General features: G+C 65.9%; 16 protein-coding genes and 1 tRNA gene. 4 read left to right on the top strand and 13 right to left on the bottom strand.

Annotated elements, in window-relative coordinates:
* Positions 1-28: 28 nt before the first annotated feature.
* The 7 genes from VFE83_RS14245 to VFE83_RS14215 all read right to left on the bottom strand — a co-directional run bounded on the left by VFE83_RS14245 (position 29) and on the right by VFE83_RS14215 (position 7201).
* Positions 29-1285 (bottom strand): ABC transporter ATP-binding protein, encoded by a 1257-nt coding sequence (locus tag VFE83_RS14245; protein ID WP_324907274.1) that lies wholly within the window; start codon positions 1283-1285, stop codon positions 29-31.
* Entirely contained in the window at positions 1282-2073 is a 792-nt protein-coding gene (locus VFE83_RS14240) for an ABC transporter permease (RefSeq protein WP_324907272.1), read from the bottom strand. The genes VFE83_RS14245 and VFE83_RS14240 overlap by 4 nt, the downstream gene beginning before the upstream one ends.
* A gap of 36 nt (positions 2074-2109) precedes the next feature.
* The gene (locus VFE83_RS14235) at positions 2110-3300 is read right to left on the bottom strand and encodes a cystathionine gamma-synthase (RefSeq protein WP_324907271.1); all 1191 of its coding nucleotides are present in this window, start codon (positions 3298-3300) and stop codon (positions 2110-2112) included.
* Positions 3301-3646: 346 nt separating this feature from the next.
* Positions 3647-5023, bottom strand: coding sequence for a pyridoxal-phosphate dependent enzyme (locus tag VFE83_RS14230; protein ID WP_324907269.1), 1377 nt, complete (start codon positions 5021-5023; stop codon positions 3647-3649).
* Positions 5024-5233: 210 nt separating this feature from the next.
* On the bottom strand, positions 5234-5452 hold the full coding sequence (locus VFE83_RS14225) for a YdcH family protein (RefSeq protein ID WP_324907267.1): 219 nt from the start codon (positions 5450-5452) through the stop codon (positions 5234-5236).
* 376 nt (positions 5453-5828) lie between these two features.
* The gene (locus VFE83_RS14220) at positions 5829-6713 is read right to left on the bottom strand and encodes a hypothetical protein (protein ID WP_324907265.1); all 885 of its coding nucleotides are present in this window, start codon (positions 6711-6713) and stop codon (positions 5829-5831) included.
* Positions 6710-7201, bottom strand: coding sequence for a DUF4398 domain-containing protein (locus VFE83_RS14215; RefSeq protein ID WP_324907263.1), 492 nt, complete (start codon positions 7199-7201; stop codon positions 6710-6712). The genes VFE83_RS14220 and VFE83_RS14215 overlap by 4 nt, the downstream gene beginning before the upstream one ends.
* Here VFE83_RS14215 and VFE83_RS14210 point away from each other — a divergent pair.
* Positions 7194-8303 carry a PilT/PilU family type 4a pilus ATPase gene (locus VFE83_RS14210; protein ID WP_324907261.1) on the top strand — a complete coding sequence of 370 codons (1110 nt, stop codon included), beginning with the start codon at positions 7194-7196 and terminating at the stop codon, positions 8301-8303. The genes VFE83_RS14215 and VFE83_RS14210 overlap by 8 nt on opposite strands.
* A gap of 53 nt (positions 8304-8356) precedes the next feature.
* Here the strand turns inward: VFE83_RS14210 and maiA are convergent, their stop codons facing one another.
* From maiA to rplM, 5 genes are all read right to left on the bottom strand, one after another.
* The gene (gene maiA, locus VFE83_RS14205) at positions 8357-9028 is read right to left on the bottom strand and encodes a maleylacetoacetate isomerase (protein WP_324907258.1); all 672 of its coding nucleotides are present in this window, start codon (positions 9026-9028) and stop codon (positions 8357-8359) included.
* A gap of 58 nt (positions 9029-9086) precedes the next feature.
* Complete coding sequence (locus VFE83_RS14200; protein WP_324907256.1) at positions 9087-10073, bottom strand: fumarylacetoacetate hydrolase family protein; 987 nt, start codon at positions 10071-10073, stop codon at positions 9087-9089.
* A 193-nt stretch (positions 10074-10266) separates the two neighbouring features.
* Positions 10267-10341: transfer RNA gene (locus tag VFE83_RS14195), tRNA-Gln, on the bottom strand.
* 24 nt (positions 10342-10365) lie between these two features.
* On the bottom strand, positions 10366-10758 hold the full coding sequence (rpsI, locus tag VFE83_RS14190; RefSeq protein ID WP_324907254.1) for a 30S ribosomal protein S9: 393 nt from the start codon (positions 10756-10758) through the stop codon (positions 10366-10368).
* Positions 10759-10785: 27 nt separating this feature from the next.
* The gene (gene rplM, locus VFE83_RS14185) at positions 10786-11214 is read right to left on the bottom strand and encodes a 50S ribosomal protein L13 (protein WP_324907251.1); all 429 of its coding nucleotides are present in this window, start codon (positions 11212-11214) and stop codon (positions 10786-10788) included.
* A 169-nt stretch (positions 11215-11383) separates the two neighbouring features.
* Here rplM and VFE83_RS14180 point away from each other — a divergent pair, with 169 nt between their 5' ends.
* Positions 11384-12577 carry a (Fe-S)-binding protein gene (locus VFE83_RS14180; protein ID WP_324907250.1) on the top strand — a complete coding sequence of 398 codons (1194 nt, stop codon included), beginning with the start codon at positions 11384-11386 and terminating at the stop codon, positions 12575-12577.
* 9 nt (positions 12578-12586) lie between these two features.
* On the top strand, positions 12587-13231 hold the full coding sequence (gene coq7 / locus VFE83_RS14175) for a 2-polyprenyl-3-methyl-6-methoxy-1,4-benzoquinone monooxygenase (protein WP_324907248.1): 645 nt from the start codon (positions 12587-12589) through the stop codon (positions 13229-13231).
* 261 nt (positions 13232-13492) lie between these two features.
* On the opposite strand, the gene speD is transcribed toward coq7, so the two are convergent.
* Complete coding sequence (gene speD / locus VFE83_RS14170) at positions 13493-14287, bottom strand: adenosylmethionine decarboxylase (RefSeq protein ID WP_324907246.1); 795 nt, start codon at positions 14285-14287, stop codon at positions 13493-13495.
* A 218-nt stretch (positions 14288-14505) separates the two neighbouring features.
* Here speD and crp point away from each other — a divergent pair, with 218 nt between their 5' ends.
* Positions 14506-15195: a cAMP-activated global transcriptional regulator CRP gene (crp, locus tag VFE83_RS14165; RefSeq protein ID WP_324907244.1), complete on the top strand. Its 690-nt coding sequence runs from the start codon at positions 14506-14508 to the stop codon at positions 15193-15195.
* Positions 15196-15308 lie beyond the last annotated feature (113 nt).

Here is a 15308-nt window from a genome sequence, read left to right as displayed (position 1 = left end):
GTGGGCGCGGTGGCGGAAAAGTCCGGCCTCATTCGTGCGAGTTCGCGCTCGACCCGGCGCCACCGATGTCGAAGCGTGCATCTAGCCAGTTGCTGCCGATGAACGTCGGCGACGAAACGTTCATCACATCAAAGACAAGCAGGTTATCGACCCACTCGTAGTTGTTCACCAAGTGGGTGTCCGTGCTCACCAGTGCCGGCGAAACGGAGTAGGAGCCCGGGCCGAGCGTGCAGGTGAAGTTCATCGCGAACTCTACCGTGTCGCCCGCCTTGAGTCCCGAGCGTACCTGTCCGGTGTGCCAGGTGTTGGTGCCCCACACCACGTGCCCCTGCCGGTCGCGGAGCATGTACCCCAGGACGAGCTGCGGGACATCGCCGTGGATCTCTGCGCGCAGACGCAAGTTCAGGCGCTGGCCGACCGTCGCCATTGACACCTCGCTGCCGGTGTCCGCATCGAACAGGCGCAGATCGACTATGCGCGCCTCGCCTGTTCCGCTGCGGGTCTGCAGCCAACCCGTCTCGTGGCGAATCTGTTCGATCGAGCCGGCCTCGTTTTCCTTCTCGGCGATCATCGCATTGTAAAAATCGACCACCTCCTCGGGCGCACCGTCCTTCACGACCCGTCCCTTGTCGAGCAGGATCACCCGGTCGCACAAGGTGCGCACGTCGCCCATGCTGTGGGTCACCAGCAGGATCGAAACGCCTTGGTCACGATAGGAGCGGATGCGATCGAAGCTCTTGTGCTGGAAGTAGCTGTCGCCGACGGACAAGGCTTCATCGACGATCAGCAGGTCCGGCTTGAAGGCCGTGGCCACGCTGAATGCCACGCGCATCTGCATGCCACTGGAATAGGTGCGCACGGGCTCGTCGAAGTACTCGCCGATCTCGGCGAAGGCTTCGATGTCCGGCATGGCTTCGGCGATCTGCGCCCGGCTGTATCCCATCAAACCGGCCGAGTGGAACGCGTTCTCGCGGCCGGTGAGGTCCGGATTGAATCCCATGCCAAGCTCGAGGATTGCGGCGATGCGACCGCTGGTCGCAACACTTCCCTCGGTCGGTCGGGTCGTGCCGGTAATGAGCTTGAGCAGCGTACTCTTCCCCGCTCCGTTCTGGCCGACGATGCCGATCGTTTGTCCGGCTTCCACCTCGAAGTCGATGCCGCGCAAGACCCAATGCTCCTCGGCAGGCCGGACAGGAGCGCCAAACCACGAAGCCGCGCGCAACCATTCGCTGCGCCAACGGCGATAGGCCTTGCCCAGACCCCTGGCCTTAAGCACACCGCTCATAACGCGTCCACGATTTCAGGGCTGGCGCGACGGAACACGACCAGCGAGACAACAAGCAACGCGATGATCCCCGCCGAGAGCCATAGGAGTTCCCTCCACAGCGGAACGGTGCCGAAAACCAGCACGTTTTGGTAGCTGGCCACCAATGGATACAGTGGGTTGAGCTTGAACCAGAACTGGAACTTCTGCGGCATGATGTCCGTCACGTAGACGATGGGCGTCAGCCAGAACAACGCCTGCAGAACCACCGGCACCACCTGTCCGACGTCGCGCATGAATACGTTCATCACGCCAAGGATCAGTCCCAGCGCCATCGAAAGAGCGAGGGTGGTCAGGATCAGCAAGGGCAGCCAGACGATGTTTTGCCCTGGGAAGTGGCCGAGTACCGCGAATACCAATAGGATGGCCGCCAACAGCAACACGTTGGTGACAAGCATGGTGCCCGCCGTGATCAGCGGAAGACAGATGCGTGGGAACGCCATCTTCTTCATCAGGTTGCCACTGTCGATGAACAGCGATAGGCAACGCGTAACGGTCTCAGTGAAGAGCGTCCAGCAAAGCATGCCCGCCATGAGGTACAGCGCATAGGCGTACTTGTTGTCGATACCGGGGAGCTTGGCGGCGAGCACCTCGGAGAGGATCGTCGCGAAGATCAGCACTTGCGCGAGCGGATGGATGACCATCCAAAGTCCACCCAGTTTGCTGCGAATGAAACGCGCACGCAGGTCATTGCGAATGGAGGACAGGATGAAGAAGCGGTAGCGCCAGGCGGCGCGCAGCATATCCATGTCACTTACCCGCGAACTGTGAAACGGCGGTGCGATTCATTGCGCGCTTGCGCCCAGAGCCCGGTCAAGTTCGAAGTGAAGATCTGCCAGATCTTCTACGCCCACACTCAACCGCACTAAGTTATCCGCGATACCCAGTGCGGTGCGACGCTCAGCCGGAACCGACGCGTGCGTCATGATCGCCGGGTGGTTGATCAGGCTTTCGACGCCGCCGAGGGATTCGGCGATCGCGAACAGTTCGCAACGCTCCATCATGCGGCGCGCAGCGGCTTCGCCGCCCTTGACGTAGATGCTGACCATGCCGCCGAAGCCGTGCATCTGGCGCCTGGCCAGGTCGTGCTGCGGGTGCGACTTGAGGCCGGGGTAGATGGCCCTCTCGATCTGCGGATGCGTTTCGAGCCACTGCGCCAGTGCAAGCGCGTTCTCACAGTGGGCCTTCATGCGCAGGTGCAGCGTCTTCAGGCCGCGCAGGGCGAGGAAGCTATCGAACGGGCCTTGGATGCCACCGATGGCGTTCTGCAGGAACGCCATGCGGTCGGCGATTTCGGCGTCGTCGCCGACCACGGCCATGCCACCGACGATGTCGGAGTGGCCGTTGAGGTACTTGGTGGCCGAATGCATGACGATGTGCGCGCCGAGTTCCAGCGGGCGCTGCACGATCGGCGAGCAGAAGGTGTTGTCGACGACCACGATCAGGCCGCGCTTGCGGGCAATGGTGGCGATTTGCTCGATATCGACCAGCTTCAGCAGCGGATTGGTCGGCGTCTCGATCCAAACCATCTTCGTTTCGGGACCGATTGCTGCCTCGAACGCGGCCGCGTCGCTCAGGTCGACCCAGCTGAAATCCAGCCCGGCGGAGCGGCGGCGGACGCGCTCGAACAGTCGGTAGGTACCGCCATAGACGTCATCCATCGCGATGACGTGGCTGCCGGAATCCAGCAGCTCCAGGATGGTCGACGTCGCCGCCAGGCCGGAGGCAAACGCGAAACCGCGCGCTCCGCCCTCCAAGCCGGCGACACAGCGCTCGTAGGCGAACCGGGTCGGGTTGTGGCTGCGCGAGTACTCGAAACCCTGGTGCACGCCCGGACTGCTTTGCGCATAGGTCGACGTGGCGTAGATCGGGGTCATCACCGCCCCCGTGCTCGGGTCGGGAGCCTGACCGGCGTGGATCGCGAGGGTGCCCAGGCCGGGCTTCCGCGCCCCGCCGTCGGCGTGTCGTTCAGTCATTCAGTCCTTCCAGTTCCGCTGCCATGGGCGGCCGCCGATTCTAGCACCGGCGATGAGCCTGCTCAGGCCTTTATTTGAAGCCTTCAGCGGCAGTCCAGCGTTGCCTCACAGGCACCCTTTTGGCGGCTTCAAATTGCCCGCCGGGGTCCGCGCATCCGGCCCGATGCCAGTTCGTCCGGCAGTGGGCGCCGAGGCCCTGAACGCGGGCTGGGTCTCACGGCGCCAGCCTTCACCCCGCGGCCAATGCATGGCGACCTGCCCCACAGCGCCTGTCCGCCGGCGCTGAGCAGCCGCACGTTCGGCAGGCGGTCGCCGGAGAGCCAGCGCTCGCCTGCCTCGGCATTCATCACTGCACGCGCCGGCGCAGGTAGTTCAGCAGGTCGATACGGGTGATCAGGCCGATGAAACGATCCCCGTCGACGACGATCGCCACGTGGCCACGGTCGAATACCGGCAGCAGGGATTCGATCGGCGAACTCACGTCGATCTTGTCGAGCTTGCTCACCATCGCGGTGGACACCGGATCGCGGAAGCGCGACTCGTCGCCGTACACGTGCAGCAGCACGTCGCTCTCGTCGACGATGCCGACGATGCTGTCGCCCTGCATCACCGGCAGCTGCGAAACGTCGTACAGCTTCATGCGCTGGTAGGCCGTCATCAGCAGGTCGTTGGGACCGACGACGATGGTGTCGCGTTGCGAGAACGGACGCAGGATCAGGTCGCGCAGGTCGCCAGTGGAGGTGCGCTCCAGGAAGCCGTTGTCGAGCATCCAGTAGTCGTTGTACATCTTCGAGATGTACTTGTTGCCGGTGTCCGGCACCAGGGTCAACACCTTCTTCGGCGTGGTCTGTTCCCGGCAGTAGCGCAGTGCGGCGGCCAGCAGGGTGCCGGTCGAGGAACCACCGAGGATGCCCTCCTTTTCCAGCAGTTCGCGCGCGGTCAGGAAGCTCTCCTTGTCGCTGATCGCGTAGGCCTTCTTGACGCGCGTGAAGTCGGAGATTGCCGGCAGGAAGTCCTCGCCGATGCCTTCGACCATCCAGCTCGCCGATTTGTCGCTGAGCGTTCCGCGGTTGATGTATTCCTCGAGGATCGAGCCCACCGGATCGGCCAGGATCAGCTCGGTCTGCGGCGAGTGCTGCGCGAAGCAGCGCGACAGGCCGGTCATCGTGCCCGACGATCCGCAGCCGAACACGATCGCGTCCAGGCCGCCGACCTGCTTCATCTGCTCGATGATTTCCGGCCCGGTGCCGAACTCGTGCGCCGCCGGATTGTCGGGATTGCCGAACTGGTTGATGAAGTACGCGCCCGGCGTTTCGCGCGCGAGGCGCTCGGCCATGTCCTGGTAGTAGTCCGGGTGGCCCTTGGCCACGTCCGAGCGGGTCAGCACGACCTGCGCGCCCATGGCCTTGAGGTTGAAGATCTTCTCGCGGCTCATCTTGTCCGGCACGACCAGGATCAGCTTGTAGCCCTTCTGCTGGGCGACCAGCGCCAGGCCGATGCCGGTGTTGCCGGCCGTGCCTTCGACCAGGGTGTCGCCGGGGCGGATCTTCCCCGCCTTTTCGGCCGCATCGATCATCGACAGGCCGATGCGGTCCTTGATGGAGCCGCCGGGGTTCTGCGATTCGAGCTTGAAGTACAGCTCGCAGACGCCGGTGTCCAGGCGCTGGGCCTTGATGATCGGCGTGTCGCCGATCAGTTCGAGTACGGATTGATGGATGCTCATCCCGCGAGTTTACGAGCCGGAAACGAGAAGCGGGAATAGGGAACCGGGATTGCAGCCACCGCCGCGGCTCCCACTTCCCTATTCCCGCTCTTCGGTCCAGCCTCCCTTCGCCCCGGGGCGGCTGCTGGATGCAGCCGCCCCGGTTCGCGAGACGCCGGCGGAGAGACCGACGAGGAAGTCGCCGCCGGCGGCGAGAAGTGGATGACAGCGTCAGTGGTGTTGCGTGTCGTACATGCGGACCAGTCGGTCCTTCGCAGCCAGTTTCTCGCGCTTCATCTGCGCCAGGGTGAGGTCGTCGATGGGCAGCACGCCCAGCTCGGCGTCCATCACTCTCTTGTCGAGATCCTTGTGGCGCTGGTAAAGCTGCCGGAATTCCGGGTTCGCCTTCATCAGCGCTTCGATCTCGGGCTGCGGTCGCTCTTCGAACATGTAATGCCTCCTTCAGCGTTGGATGAAGTCCGGGGCCATGTCCCGGACCCTTGCGGAAGGCCCCGCAGACGAAAACGCCCCGGTCGTCGGACCAGGGCGTCAGCGGGGTCGTGGGGGAGCAGGTCGAAGGTGCCGGCTTCACAGGGACCGGCCACCAACGAGCGTGGGGCGGCGGGGTCCTGCGAGAGGGGCGTTGACGTCATCGACCGGGCTCATCGCCAAGCGGAAAACAGGCCGCCTGGATAACCGACCCTACTCCTCCGACCTGCCCGCGGCAAGGGCGAAATCGGGAACTGTGAGCCGGATCGCGCCGGTGCATTAAGGCGACATAAGACCCTGCCGCCTTATGCGTTACAGGCGGGTTAAGTGGCTGAATTTACTTGTGTTGGACGACCACGTCGGTGCGATCGGCCTTGCCGCTGCGGCCGCTGACCTGGACCTTGCCCTGCGCCAAGCCACCGGCCACCAGGGCGTCGCGCACGGCTTCCGCCCGGCGCTGCGCCAGCTTGGCATCGGCGGCGGTGACCTCGACCTTGACGCCCGGCGACGCGTACGCCTGCGCGAAAGCCGCGACGGTCTTGACCGAGGTGGTCGCGTCGCCGCTCAGGCCGGCCTTGCCCGATCCGAAGCTGCCCTTGCCCAAGGTAAAGACTTCGCCGCGGTTGTCGCGCTTCGACGAGGGCAGTTTGCCTCCCGTCACCAGTTCGGCCTCCTCGCGGGCCAGCTTGGCCTCGCGCTCGCGGGCGGCATTCAGGCGTGCCGCCTGGGCACCGGCCACGCCCTTAAGCGCGGTTTCGACGTCCTGCATGGCGACCGCGTCGGCCTCGCTCTGGAGGCGCAGGCGCTCGGCTTCCTCGGCCTGCATCTGGGCCTGCAGGCGCAGGCGTTCGGCCTCGGCGCGGGCGCGGGCTGCGTCCTGGCGGCTGGCTTCGACCAGCAGTTCGGCGCGCTCGCGCTCCAGGCGGTCGATCTCGCGCTGCATGGCTTGCGCGCGGGCGGAGCTTTCGGCGGCACTGACGCGCCGTTCGGCTACGTACAGGGCCGCGGGCTGGTCTCGGCGTGACGCCTCCGCCAGCGCGTTGACGGCCTGGCGGGCCTGCAGGCGCTCGTAGGCGGCAAACGTGTTGAGCTGCGGATCGGCGTCCAGCGCCGTCAGGCGCTGCGAGAGCCGCGCGGCATCGGGGTTGTCGGCGGCAGCCGCGGGAGCGGCCGCGAAGGCGGCAGCCAGGGCGAACGACAGGGCGAGGCGGCGCAGGTTCATGGCTGGCCCTCCGTCTGCAGGCGGCGGCGCAGTTCGTCGACTTCCGCGCGGCGCTGATTGAGTTCGGCCGTCGCCAGGGCCTCGCGGCTGCGCGCATAGGCCAGGTCGGCATCGGCGGCGGCCGAGAGCGCCAGCTGGCGGGCGTCGTCTTCGTCACCCGAACTCATCGCCGACTGGGCGCGGGTCAGCCCACTGCGGGCCGCAGCCAGTTCCTGCGGCGAGTACTGGTCCGCATCGGCGTTCTCGGCGCGCGAAACGGCCTGGTTCGCCGCTGACAGCTCGGCCGTGGGCGGGGGCAGCGACGCGCAGCCGCAGAGTGCGGAAGCGAGAACTGCAGCCAGCAGTGGAAAACGGATTTGTGCGAAGCTTGGACGCATTGGGGAGGCCGGCCCGTGTTTGAGGCCCGGCCATTGTCGTAAAGCCGCTGGCGCGCTTGCAACGGGAGCCGCTCGGCCGGGGGTCATCCAAAGGGGTTGCAGCATGGACATCGGCTATTTCCTGAAGCTGATGACGGAAAAGAACGCGTCGGACATGTTCCTGACGACCGGCGCGCCGGTGTACATCAAGGTCGAAGGCAAACTCTACCCGCTGGGCAATACCGGCCTGCCACCCGGCATGGTCAAGAAGATCGCCTATTCGTTGATGGACGAGGGACAGGTTCCGCTTTTCGAGCGTGACCTGGAACTGAACATGGCGCTCGCCTTGCCGGAGGCCGGCCGCTTCCGCATCAACGTGTTCAAGCAACGCGGCGAGGTCGGCATGGTGATTCGTGCCATCCGCAGCGTGATCCCGTCGATCGAGGAGCTGCAGCTGCCGCAGGTGCTGAAGGACATCATCATGGCCCCGCGCGGGCTGGTGCTGATCGTCGGCTCCACCGGCTCGGGCAAGTCGACCACGCTGGCGTCGATGATCGACTACCGCAACAGCAACATTTCGGGCCACATCCTCACCATCGAGGATCCGATCGAATACCTGCACAAGCACAAGAAGTCGATCGTGAACCAGCGCGAGGTCGGTCTGGACACGCATGCCTTCCACAATGCGCTGAAGAACGCGATGCGCGAGGCGCCGGACGTCATCCTCATCGGCGAGATCCTCGACGCCACCACGATGGAGGCGGCTATCGCCTTCGCCGAAACCGGTCATCTGTGCCTGGCGACGCTGCACTCCAACAACGCCGACCAGACGCTGGAGCGCATCCTCAACTTCTTCCCGGAAGCGGCGCACAAGAACGTGCTGATGAACCTGGCGCTCAACCTGCGCGCGGTGGTCAGCCAGCGCCTGGTGGTGGGTACCGACGGCCGTCGCGTGCCCGCGGCGGAAGTGCTGATCAACACCCCGCACATCCGCGACCTGATGCGCCGCGGCCAGGTGCACGAGATCAAGCAGGCGATGGAGGAATCGCTGGAGGAAGGCATGGAGTCCTTCGACCAGTGCCTGTTCCGCCTGTACAAGGAAGGCAAGATCGACATGGAAGAGGCGCTCAAGGCCGCCGACTCGCGCGAGGGCCTGTCGCTCAAGTTCCGCCTGTCGGAAGGCTCCAGCGGCGAGCACGATCCATACGCAGACATCTACTCCGCGTCGAACTGATCACCCGGCTCTCTCCGATAAAAACCGCGCCCTCTGGCGCGGTTTTTTTTGCCTCAGCGCGTGGCGTCCGGCACGTCGGGCTGGCGTTCCGGCTGGGCGGCCTCGAATGCCGGCAGCGCAAGGCAGGCCTTCTCGATGCGCATGACCGTCGGATAAGCCCCCAGGTCGACGCCGAAGCGGCGTGCGTTGTACACCTGCGGAACCAGGCAGCAGTCGGCCAGCGTGGGCGTGTCGCCTTCGCAGAACGTGCCGGTTGACGGATGCTTGTCCAGCATTGCCTCCAAGGCCGCGAAGCCTTCCTGGATCCAGTGCTGCACCCAGCCGTCGCGTTCGGGCTGCGGTACGTGCCAGTTCCGTTCGAAGTACTGCAGCACGCGCAGATTGTTGAGCGGATGGATGTCGCAGGCGACGGTCTGCGCGAGCGCGCGCACGCGCTGCCGGTCGCGCGCGGCGCTCGGCAGCAGCGGTGGCTCGGGCCAGGTTTCGTCCAAGTATTCGAGGATGGCGACCGACTGGCGGAAGACGCGATCGCCGTGCTGGAACACGGGCACCAGCCCCTGCGGGTTGGTCTGGCGGAACGCCTCGGTATGCTGCTCGCCGCCGTCGCGCACCAGATGCACCGGCACGGTCTGGTACGGCAGGCCCTTCAGGTTGAGACCGATGCGCACGCGATACGCCGCACTCGAGCGCCAGTACGAGTACAGCCGCAGGTGTTCAGCCGCCATCTCATTCCTCCGGCGCCATGCGCCTCATGCGCGGGCCGCGTGTGCGGCCCACCTCAGGTCACGCGCCCGGGCGCTCGATGCGCTGCTCGATCGCACCGAACACGCTTTCGCCGCTGCGCGAGAACATTTCGATGCGCACGGTGTCGCCATAGCTCATGAACGGCGTGATCGGCTTGCCGGTCTCCAGCGTCTCGACCGTGCGCTTCTCGGCGAAGCACGAGGCGCCCAGCGAGGTGTCCTCGTTGGCTACGGTGCCCGAGCCGACGATGGTGCCGGCCGACAGCGGTCGCGTCTTGGCGGCATGCGCCACCAGTTGCGCGAAATCGAACTGCATGTCCACGCCGGCTTCGGGCGCGCCGAACCATTCGCCGTTGATGTGCGTGGTCAGCGGCAGATGCACCTTGTTGCCCTTCCAAGCGTCGCCCAGCTCGTCCGGCGTGACGAACACCGGACTCAACGCCGAGCGCGGCTTCGACTGCAGGAAGCCGAAACCCTTGGCGAGTTCGTTCGGGATCAGATTGCGCAGCGAGACGTCGTTGACCAGGCCGATGAGCTGCACGTGCGAGGCCGCCTGCTCCGGCGTCACCGCCATCGGCACATCGTCGGTGACGACGACGACTTCGGCCTCCAGGTCGATGCCGTATTCCTCGCTCAGCACGCGCACCGCATCGCGCGGGCCGTAGAAGCCGGCACTGACGGCCTGGTACATCAGGGGGTCCGTGTAGAAGCTCTCCGGCACTTCCGCGCCGCGCGCGCGACGCACGCGTTCGACATGCGGCAGGTACGCCGAACCATCGACGAACTCATAGGCGCGCGGCAGGGGTGCGGCCAGCGCGGCCATGTCGATCTCGAACGCGCCTTCGGCCGTGCCGGCGTTCAGTGCGTCGTACAGGGCATTCAGGCGAGGCGCCGTGTTCGACCAGTCCTCCAGCGCGCGCTGCAGCGTGTCGGCGATGCCGGTGGCGCGCACGCCGTGGCGCAGATCGCGCGAAACCACGATCAGCGTGCCGTCGCGACCGCCTTCCTTCAGGGAACCAAGCTTCATCGAAACTCCGGGAATCAGCGCCGAGGCGCGATGGTTTCAATTGTAACGAGCGCCAACGCGCTGGCGAGATCATCAGGCACAACGCAATGCGAAGGCGCATTCCGCCATCGCCGCAACGAAAGGTGTGACCCTTGCACCGTACTTCGTGCAGGCAACAAAAAACCCGCCTTGCGGCGGGTTTCTTGTTTGGATCTGGCAGCCCCGGATGGATTCGAACCACCGAATGCCTGAGTCAGAGTCAGGTGCCTTACCGCTTGGCGACGGGGCTATGGAACCAATTTTAGCGCAGAAATTAGCGCTTGGAGAACTGGGTAGCGCGACGGGCCTTGTGCAGACCGACCTTCTTGCGCTCGACTTCGCGGGCGTCACGGGTCATGAAGCCGGCCTTGCGCAGTTCGGTCTTCAGCGACTCGTCATATTCGACCAGCGCGCGGGCGATACCGAGGCGGATCGCACCGGCCTGGCCGGTGATGCCGCCGCCGGCAACGGTGACTACGACGTCGAACTTGTCGGTCGACTGGGTGAGTTCAAGCGGCTGGCGCACGATCATGCGCGCGGTCTCGCGACCGAAGAACTCATCCAGCGGACGCTGGTTGACGGTGATGTTGCCAGCGCCCTTGCGCAGGAAGACGCGGGCGGTGGAGGACTTGCGGCGGCCGGTGCCGTAGTTCTGCTGGAGTGCCATGGGATGTCTCTAAGAATAGGGTCCGAATCAGAAGTCCAGCGGCTGCGGCTGCTGGGCGGCGTGCGGATGCTCGGAGCCCTTGTAGACCTTGAGCTTGCGGAACATGGCGCGGCCGAGCGGATTCTTCGGCAGCATGCCCTTCACGCCGATCTCGATCACGCGCTCGGGATGACGTTCCAGCGCCTGGGCGAGGGTCTCGGTCTTGAGGTTGCCGATGTAGCCGGTGAAGCGGTGGTACTGCTTGTCCTGCAGCTTCTTGCCGGTGACGGCAATCTTCTCGGCGTTGATGACGATGAGGTAATCGCCCGTATCGACGTGCGGGGTGAACACCGGCTTGTGCTTGCCGCGCAGGCGACGCGCGAGTTCGGAGCACAGGCGGCCGAGGGTCTTGCCTTCGGCATCGACCACGTACCAGTCACGCTGGACGGTCTCGTTCTTGGCGGTAAAAGTCTTCATGACTGATCTGGTCTTGGGGTGCTCGGTCGGGCTGGTTCCGCACTGCAACCGGCGGGCCGGTCGGCGGAACTTCGCCTCGCGTTGGAGGGGCGGAACGAAAGAAGCGGGATCATAGCGGGCTTGCGGCCGGGTCGCAAGTCGCGTCGGCGCGGCGCTAGAATCGCCGCCCATGCCGACCGCCGCGCGCCCGAACCCTCCTGGCCCGGTCGACCCGCTGGTGGCACTGGCCGACCGCTGCGTCCAGTGTGGGCTGTGCCTGCCGGCCTGCCCGACCTACTCCGTATCCCGGATCGAGGCCGAATCGCCACGTGGGCGGATCGCTCTGGTGCGGGCCTGGGCGCTGGACACCATCGAACCGACACTCGCCGGCGAAACCCATCTGGAACAATGCCTGGGCTGCCGCAGTTGCGAGGCGGTCTGCCCGGCCGGCGTGCAGTATGGGGCCCTGCTGGTGCAGGCGCGCGCGCGCCAGCGCGAGCGACGTCCGGCGGGATGGCGCCAGCGCGCGATCGAATGGCTGACGGCCCGGCCGGGCCTGCTGCGCCGCGGGCTCGGCGCCTATCGAGTCACGTTCCGATGGCTGCCACGCCGGTGGCGCCCCCTGCCGCCCCCGCCCACTCCGCCCAGCGTTCGGGCGACGACCCGCTCCGTCCGGCCGCAGGTCGCGATCTTCGTCGGCTGCGCGGCCAGCGCCTACGAGGTGCAGGTCCGAGACGCGCTGGCGCGCTGCTGCGACGCGCTCGGTTTCGAGGTATGCGAGCCGGCCGGCCAGACCTGCTGCGGCAGCCTGCACGCGCATGCCGGGAACGTCGAAGAGGCCGCCCGGCTGGCGCAACGCAATCGCGAGGCGTTTGCCGGCGTGGAGACCGTCCTGACGCTTGCCAGCGGGTGCCACGAAGCGGTGGCGCAGGCGCTGGCTCCTGGCGCGAACGTCGTCGACGCGATCGCCTTTCTTGCCGAACGCCTTGTCGATCAGCGCCCGCCGATCGACGGGTGCATTCGCGAGGAACGCGTCGCACTGCATCTGCCATGCACCCAACGCAATGTCGTGCGTTCGGTGCCGGCCTTGCGCCGCCTGCTGTCCGCCATTCCGGGCCTGCAGGTCATCGAACTGACTGACGGGCATGGCTGCTGCGGCGCCTCCGGCTCGCAGATGCTGACCGATCCGCAACGCGCGGCGATGTTCCGCGAGCCGCTGCTGCAGCAACTGGCCGCCAGCGGCGCCACGCAGCTGCTCAGCGCCAACCTCGGGTGCCGGCTGCATTTCGCGCAGGGCACCGCGGTGCCCGTGCGGCATCCCGTCGAACTGGTCGCCGAGCGGCTGGCGCAGGCTTCACCGCAGGCTGCAGCGGCAGGCGCGTAAACTGCCGGCATGTCCGAACTCCGCCAGCTCACGACACTCGACCGCTTCCTCACCGACACCCAGCGCGCGCTCGACACGGTCTTTGGCGCGCCGGCCGCGCAGCGAGCCAGCCCGGCGGCCGATGTCGCGCAGATCGAACTGGACGAGGCCGAACGCCGGCACGCCAGCGGGCTGATGCGGATCAACCACGTCGGCGAGGTCTGCGCCCAGGCGCTGTACACGGGCCAGGCCGCGGTCGCGCGCGACGAAGCCACGCGCCAGCACCTGCTGGAAGCCGCGCAGGAAGAGACCGACCACCTCGCCTGGTGCGCGCAGCGCCTGACCGAACTCGACAGCCGCCCCAGCCTGCTCAACCCGCTGTGGTACGCAGGCAGCTTTGCCATCGGCGCACTCGCGGGATTGCGCGGCGACGGCTGGAATCTGGGCTTCGTGGTCGAGACCGAACGCCAGGTCGAGGCGCACATCGACGAGCACCTGGAATCCTTGCCTGCCGCGGATGCACGCAGCCGCGCGATCCTGGAAGTCATGAAGGCCGACGAGGCCCGGCATGCGGACAACGCGGAAGCGGCCGGCGCGCGCGTCCTGCCGCCGCCCGTGCCGACCCTGATGGCCGCCGCGTCGAAGCTGATGAAGGCGGTGGCGTATCGGTTCTGATCGGGAATCGGGAATCGGGAATCGGGACTCGGGATCAGCAAACGCCTTCGGCACTTTTGCTGTCATTCCCGCGAAGGCGGGAATCCAGGCAACGACCTATCACCGCCAGGCTGCTGTACTTGAACGAGAGGTTGCCCCGCCTGCGCGCAAATGCCAGCTCGAAGGCCACGCGCAACGCGACCGGAGACGACAACGAAAAGGCCCGCTAGCGCGGGCCTTTTGCTTCCTGTGAATCCGAATCCCGACCCCACAGACCCCGGCTCAGTCGGCCAGATTGCGGCCGTGGTAGAGCTCCTCGATCTCGCGCTTCAGGCGCGCTTCGATCTTCATGCGCTCCTTGAACGACAGGTTCTTCGCCTTCTCCTCGAACAGGTACGTGTCGAGGTCGAACTCCTTCAGGTGCATCTTCGTGTGGAAGATGTTTTCCTGGTACACGTTCACGTCGAGCATCTCGTAGCGCGATTTGATGTTCTTGGCCAGGTAGTCCTGGATCGAATTGATCTTGTGGTCGATGTAGTGCTTCCTGCCCTTGATGTCGCGGGTGAAGCCGCGCACGCGGTAGTCCATCACCACGATGTCGGACTCGAAGCTCTCGATCAGGTAGTTCAGGGCCTTCAGCGGCGAGATCACGCCGCAGGTCGCCACGTCGATGTCGGCGCGGAAGGTCGCGATGCCGTTGTCCGGATGGGTTTCCGGGTACGTGTGCACCGTGATGTGCGACTTGTCCATGTGCGCCACGACGGCGTCGGAGATGATCTCGCGGCCGGCATCCTTCTTGTCGATCACCGGCTCCTCGGAGATGAGGATGGTCACCGACGCGCCCTGCGGGTCGTAGTCCTGGCGGGCGATGTTGAGGATGTTGGCGCCGATGATCTCGGCGACGTCCGTCAGGATCTGCGTCAGGCGGTCGGCGTTGTAGGCCTCGTCGATATACTCGATGTAGCGACGGCGCTCGTCCTCGGATGCCGCGAAGCAGACATCGTAGATGTTGAACGAGAGGGCCTTGGTGAGGTTGTTGAATCCCTGCAACCTCAGGCGAGGCAACGGCTTGACCACGGCAGTGAGATCCCGGAAGGGCGGCGAAGGCGGGAATTATGCGGCACAAAGTGCGACGGGGGAACGACAGGGGCTCGCAAGGCCATGCTCGGGCCCTTTACAGTGGAACCGGTAAGCTGGTCACAGGATTCAAACCGCACGAGTGACGCACTGGGGCGAATATTTGCCCAGAACGTTAGTTCGTCCTAAGCTCGACCGATCACAGAACCTTCACGCCCATGTCCGCTCATCAGGTTGCTACCTCGCCCGCCCTGCGTCGAACCAACAGCCCGCTGCTTCCGGACGGTGCCACCATCGAGCGCTTCCTGGCGCACTGCCACCGCCGTCGCTATCCCTCCCGCACCGATGTGTTCCGCCCGGGCGACCCGGCGAGCACGCTGTACTACATCGTGTCGGGCTCGGTTTCCATAATCACCGAGGAGGAGGACGGCCGTGAGCTGGTGCTGGGTTACTTCGGCCCGGGCGAGTTCGTCGGCGAGCTGGGCCTGTTCATCGCCAGCGACCAGCGGGAAGTCATCCTGCGCACCCGCAGCACCTGCGAGCTGGCCGAAATCGGCCACGAGCGCCTCTACGACCTGCTGCTGACCCGCCTGTCGCTGGACGCGCCCAAGCTGCTGTACGCCATCGGCGCGCAGATCTCGCGCCGTTTACTGGACACCAGCAGGAAGGCCGGCCGCCTGGCATTCCTCGATGTTACCGACCGCATCGTCCGCGCCCTGCACGATCTGGCGAAGGAACCCGAGGCGATGAGCCACCCGCAGGGCACCCAGATCCGCGTGTCGCGCCAGGAGCTGTCGCGCCTGGTCGGCTGCTCGCGCGAGATGGCCGGCCGCGTGCTCAAGAAGCTGCAGGCCGACGGCAAGCTCCACGCCCGCGGCAAGACCGTCGTCCTGTACGGCACCCGCTGATCACCGCACCGATGACGGCCAGCCGGCATGAGCCCGCTGGCCGCGTTGCCGCGGCCTGATCGTACCGCGCACGGGCGTGCTCGAAGCCCGCGGCGTCAGGCCTCCATCCTCCC

Origin of the sequence: Lysobacter sp. (genome assembly GCF_035655815.1) — a bacterium.
GTDB lineage: Bacteria > Pseudomonadota > Gammaproteobacteria > Xanthomonadales > Xanthomonadaceae > Lysobacter_J.
Note: the sequence above shows the minus strand (reverse complement) of the source record. Positions and strands in the feature narration are given on the sequence as shown.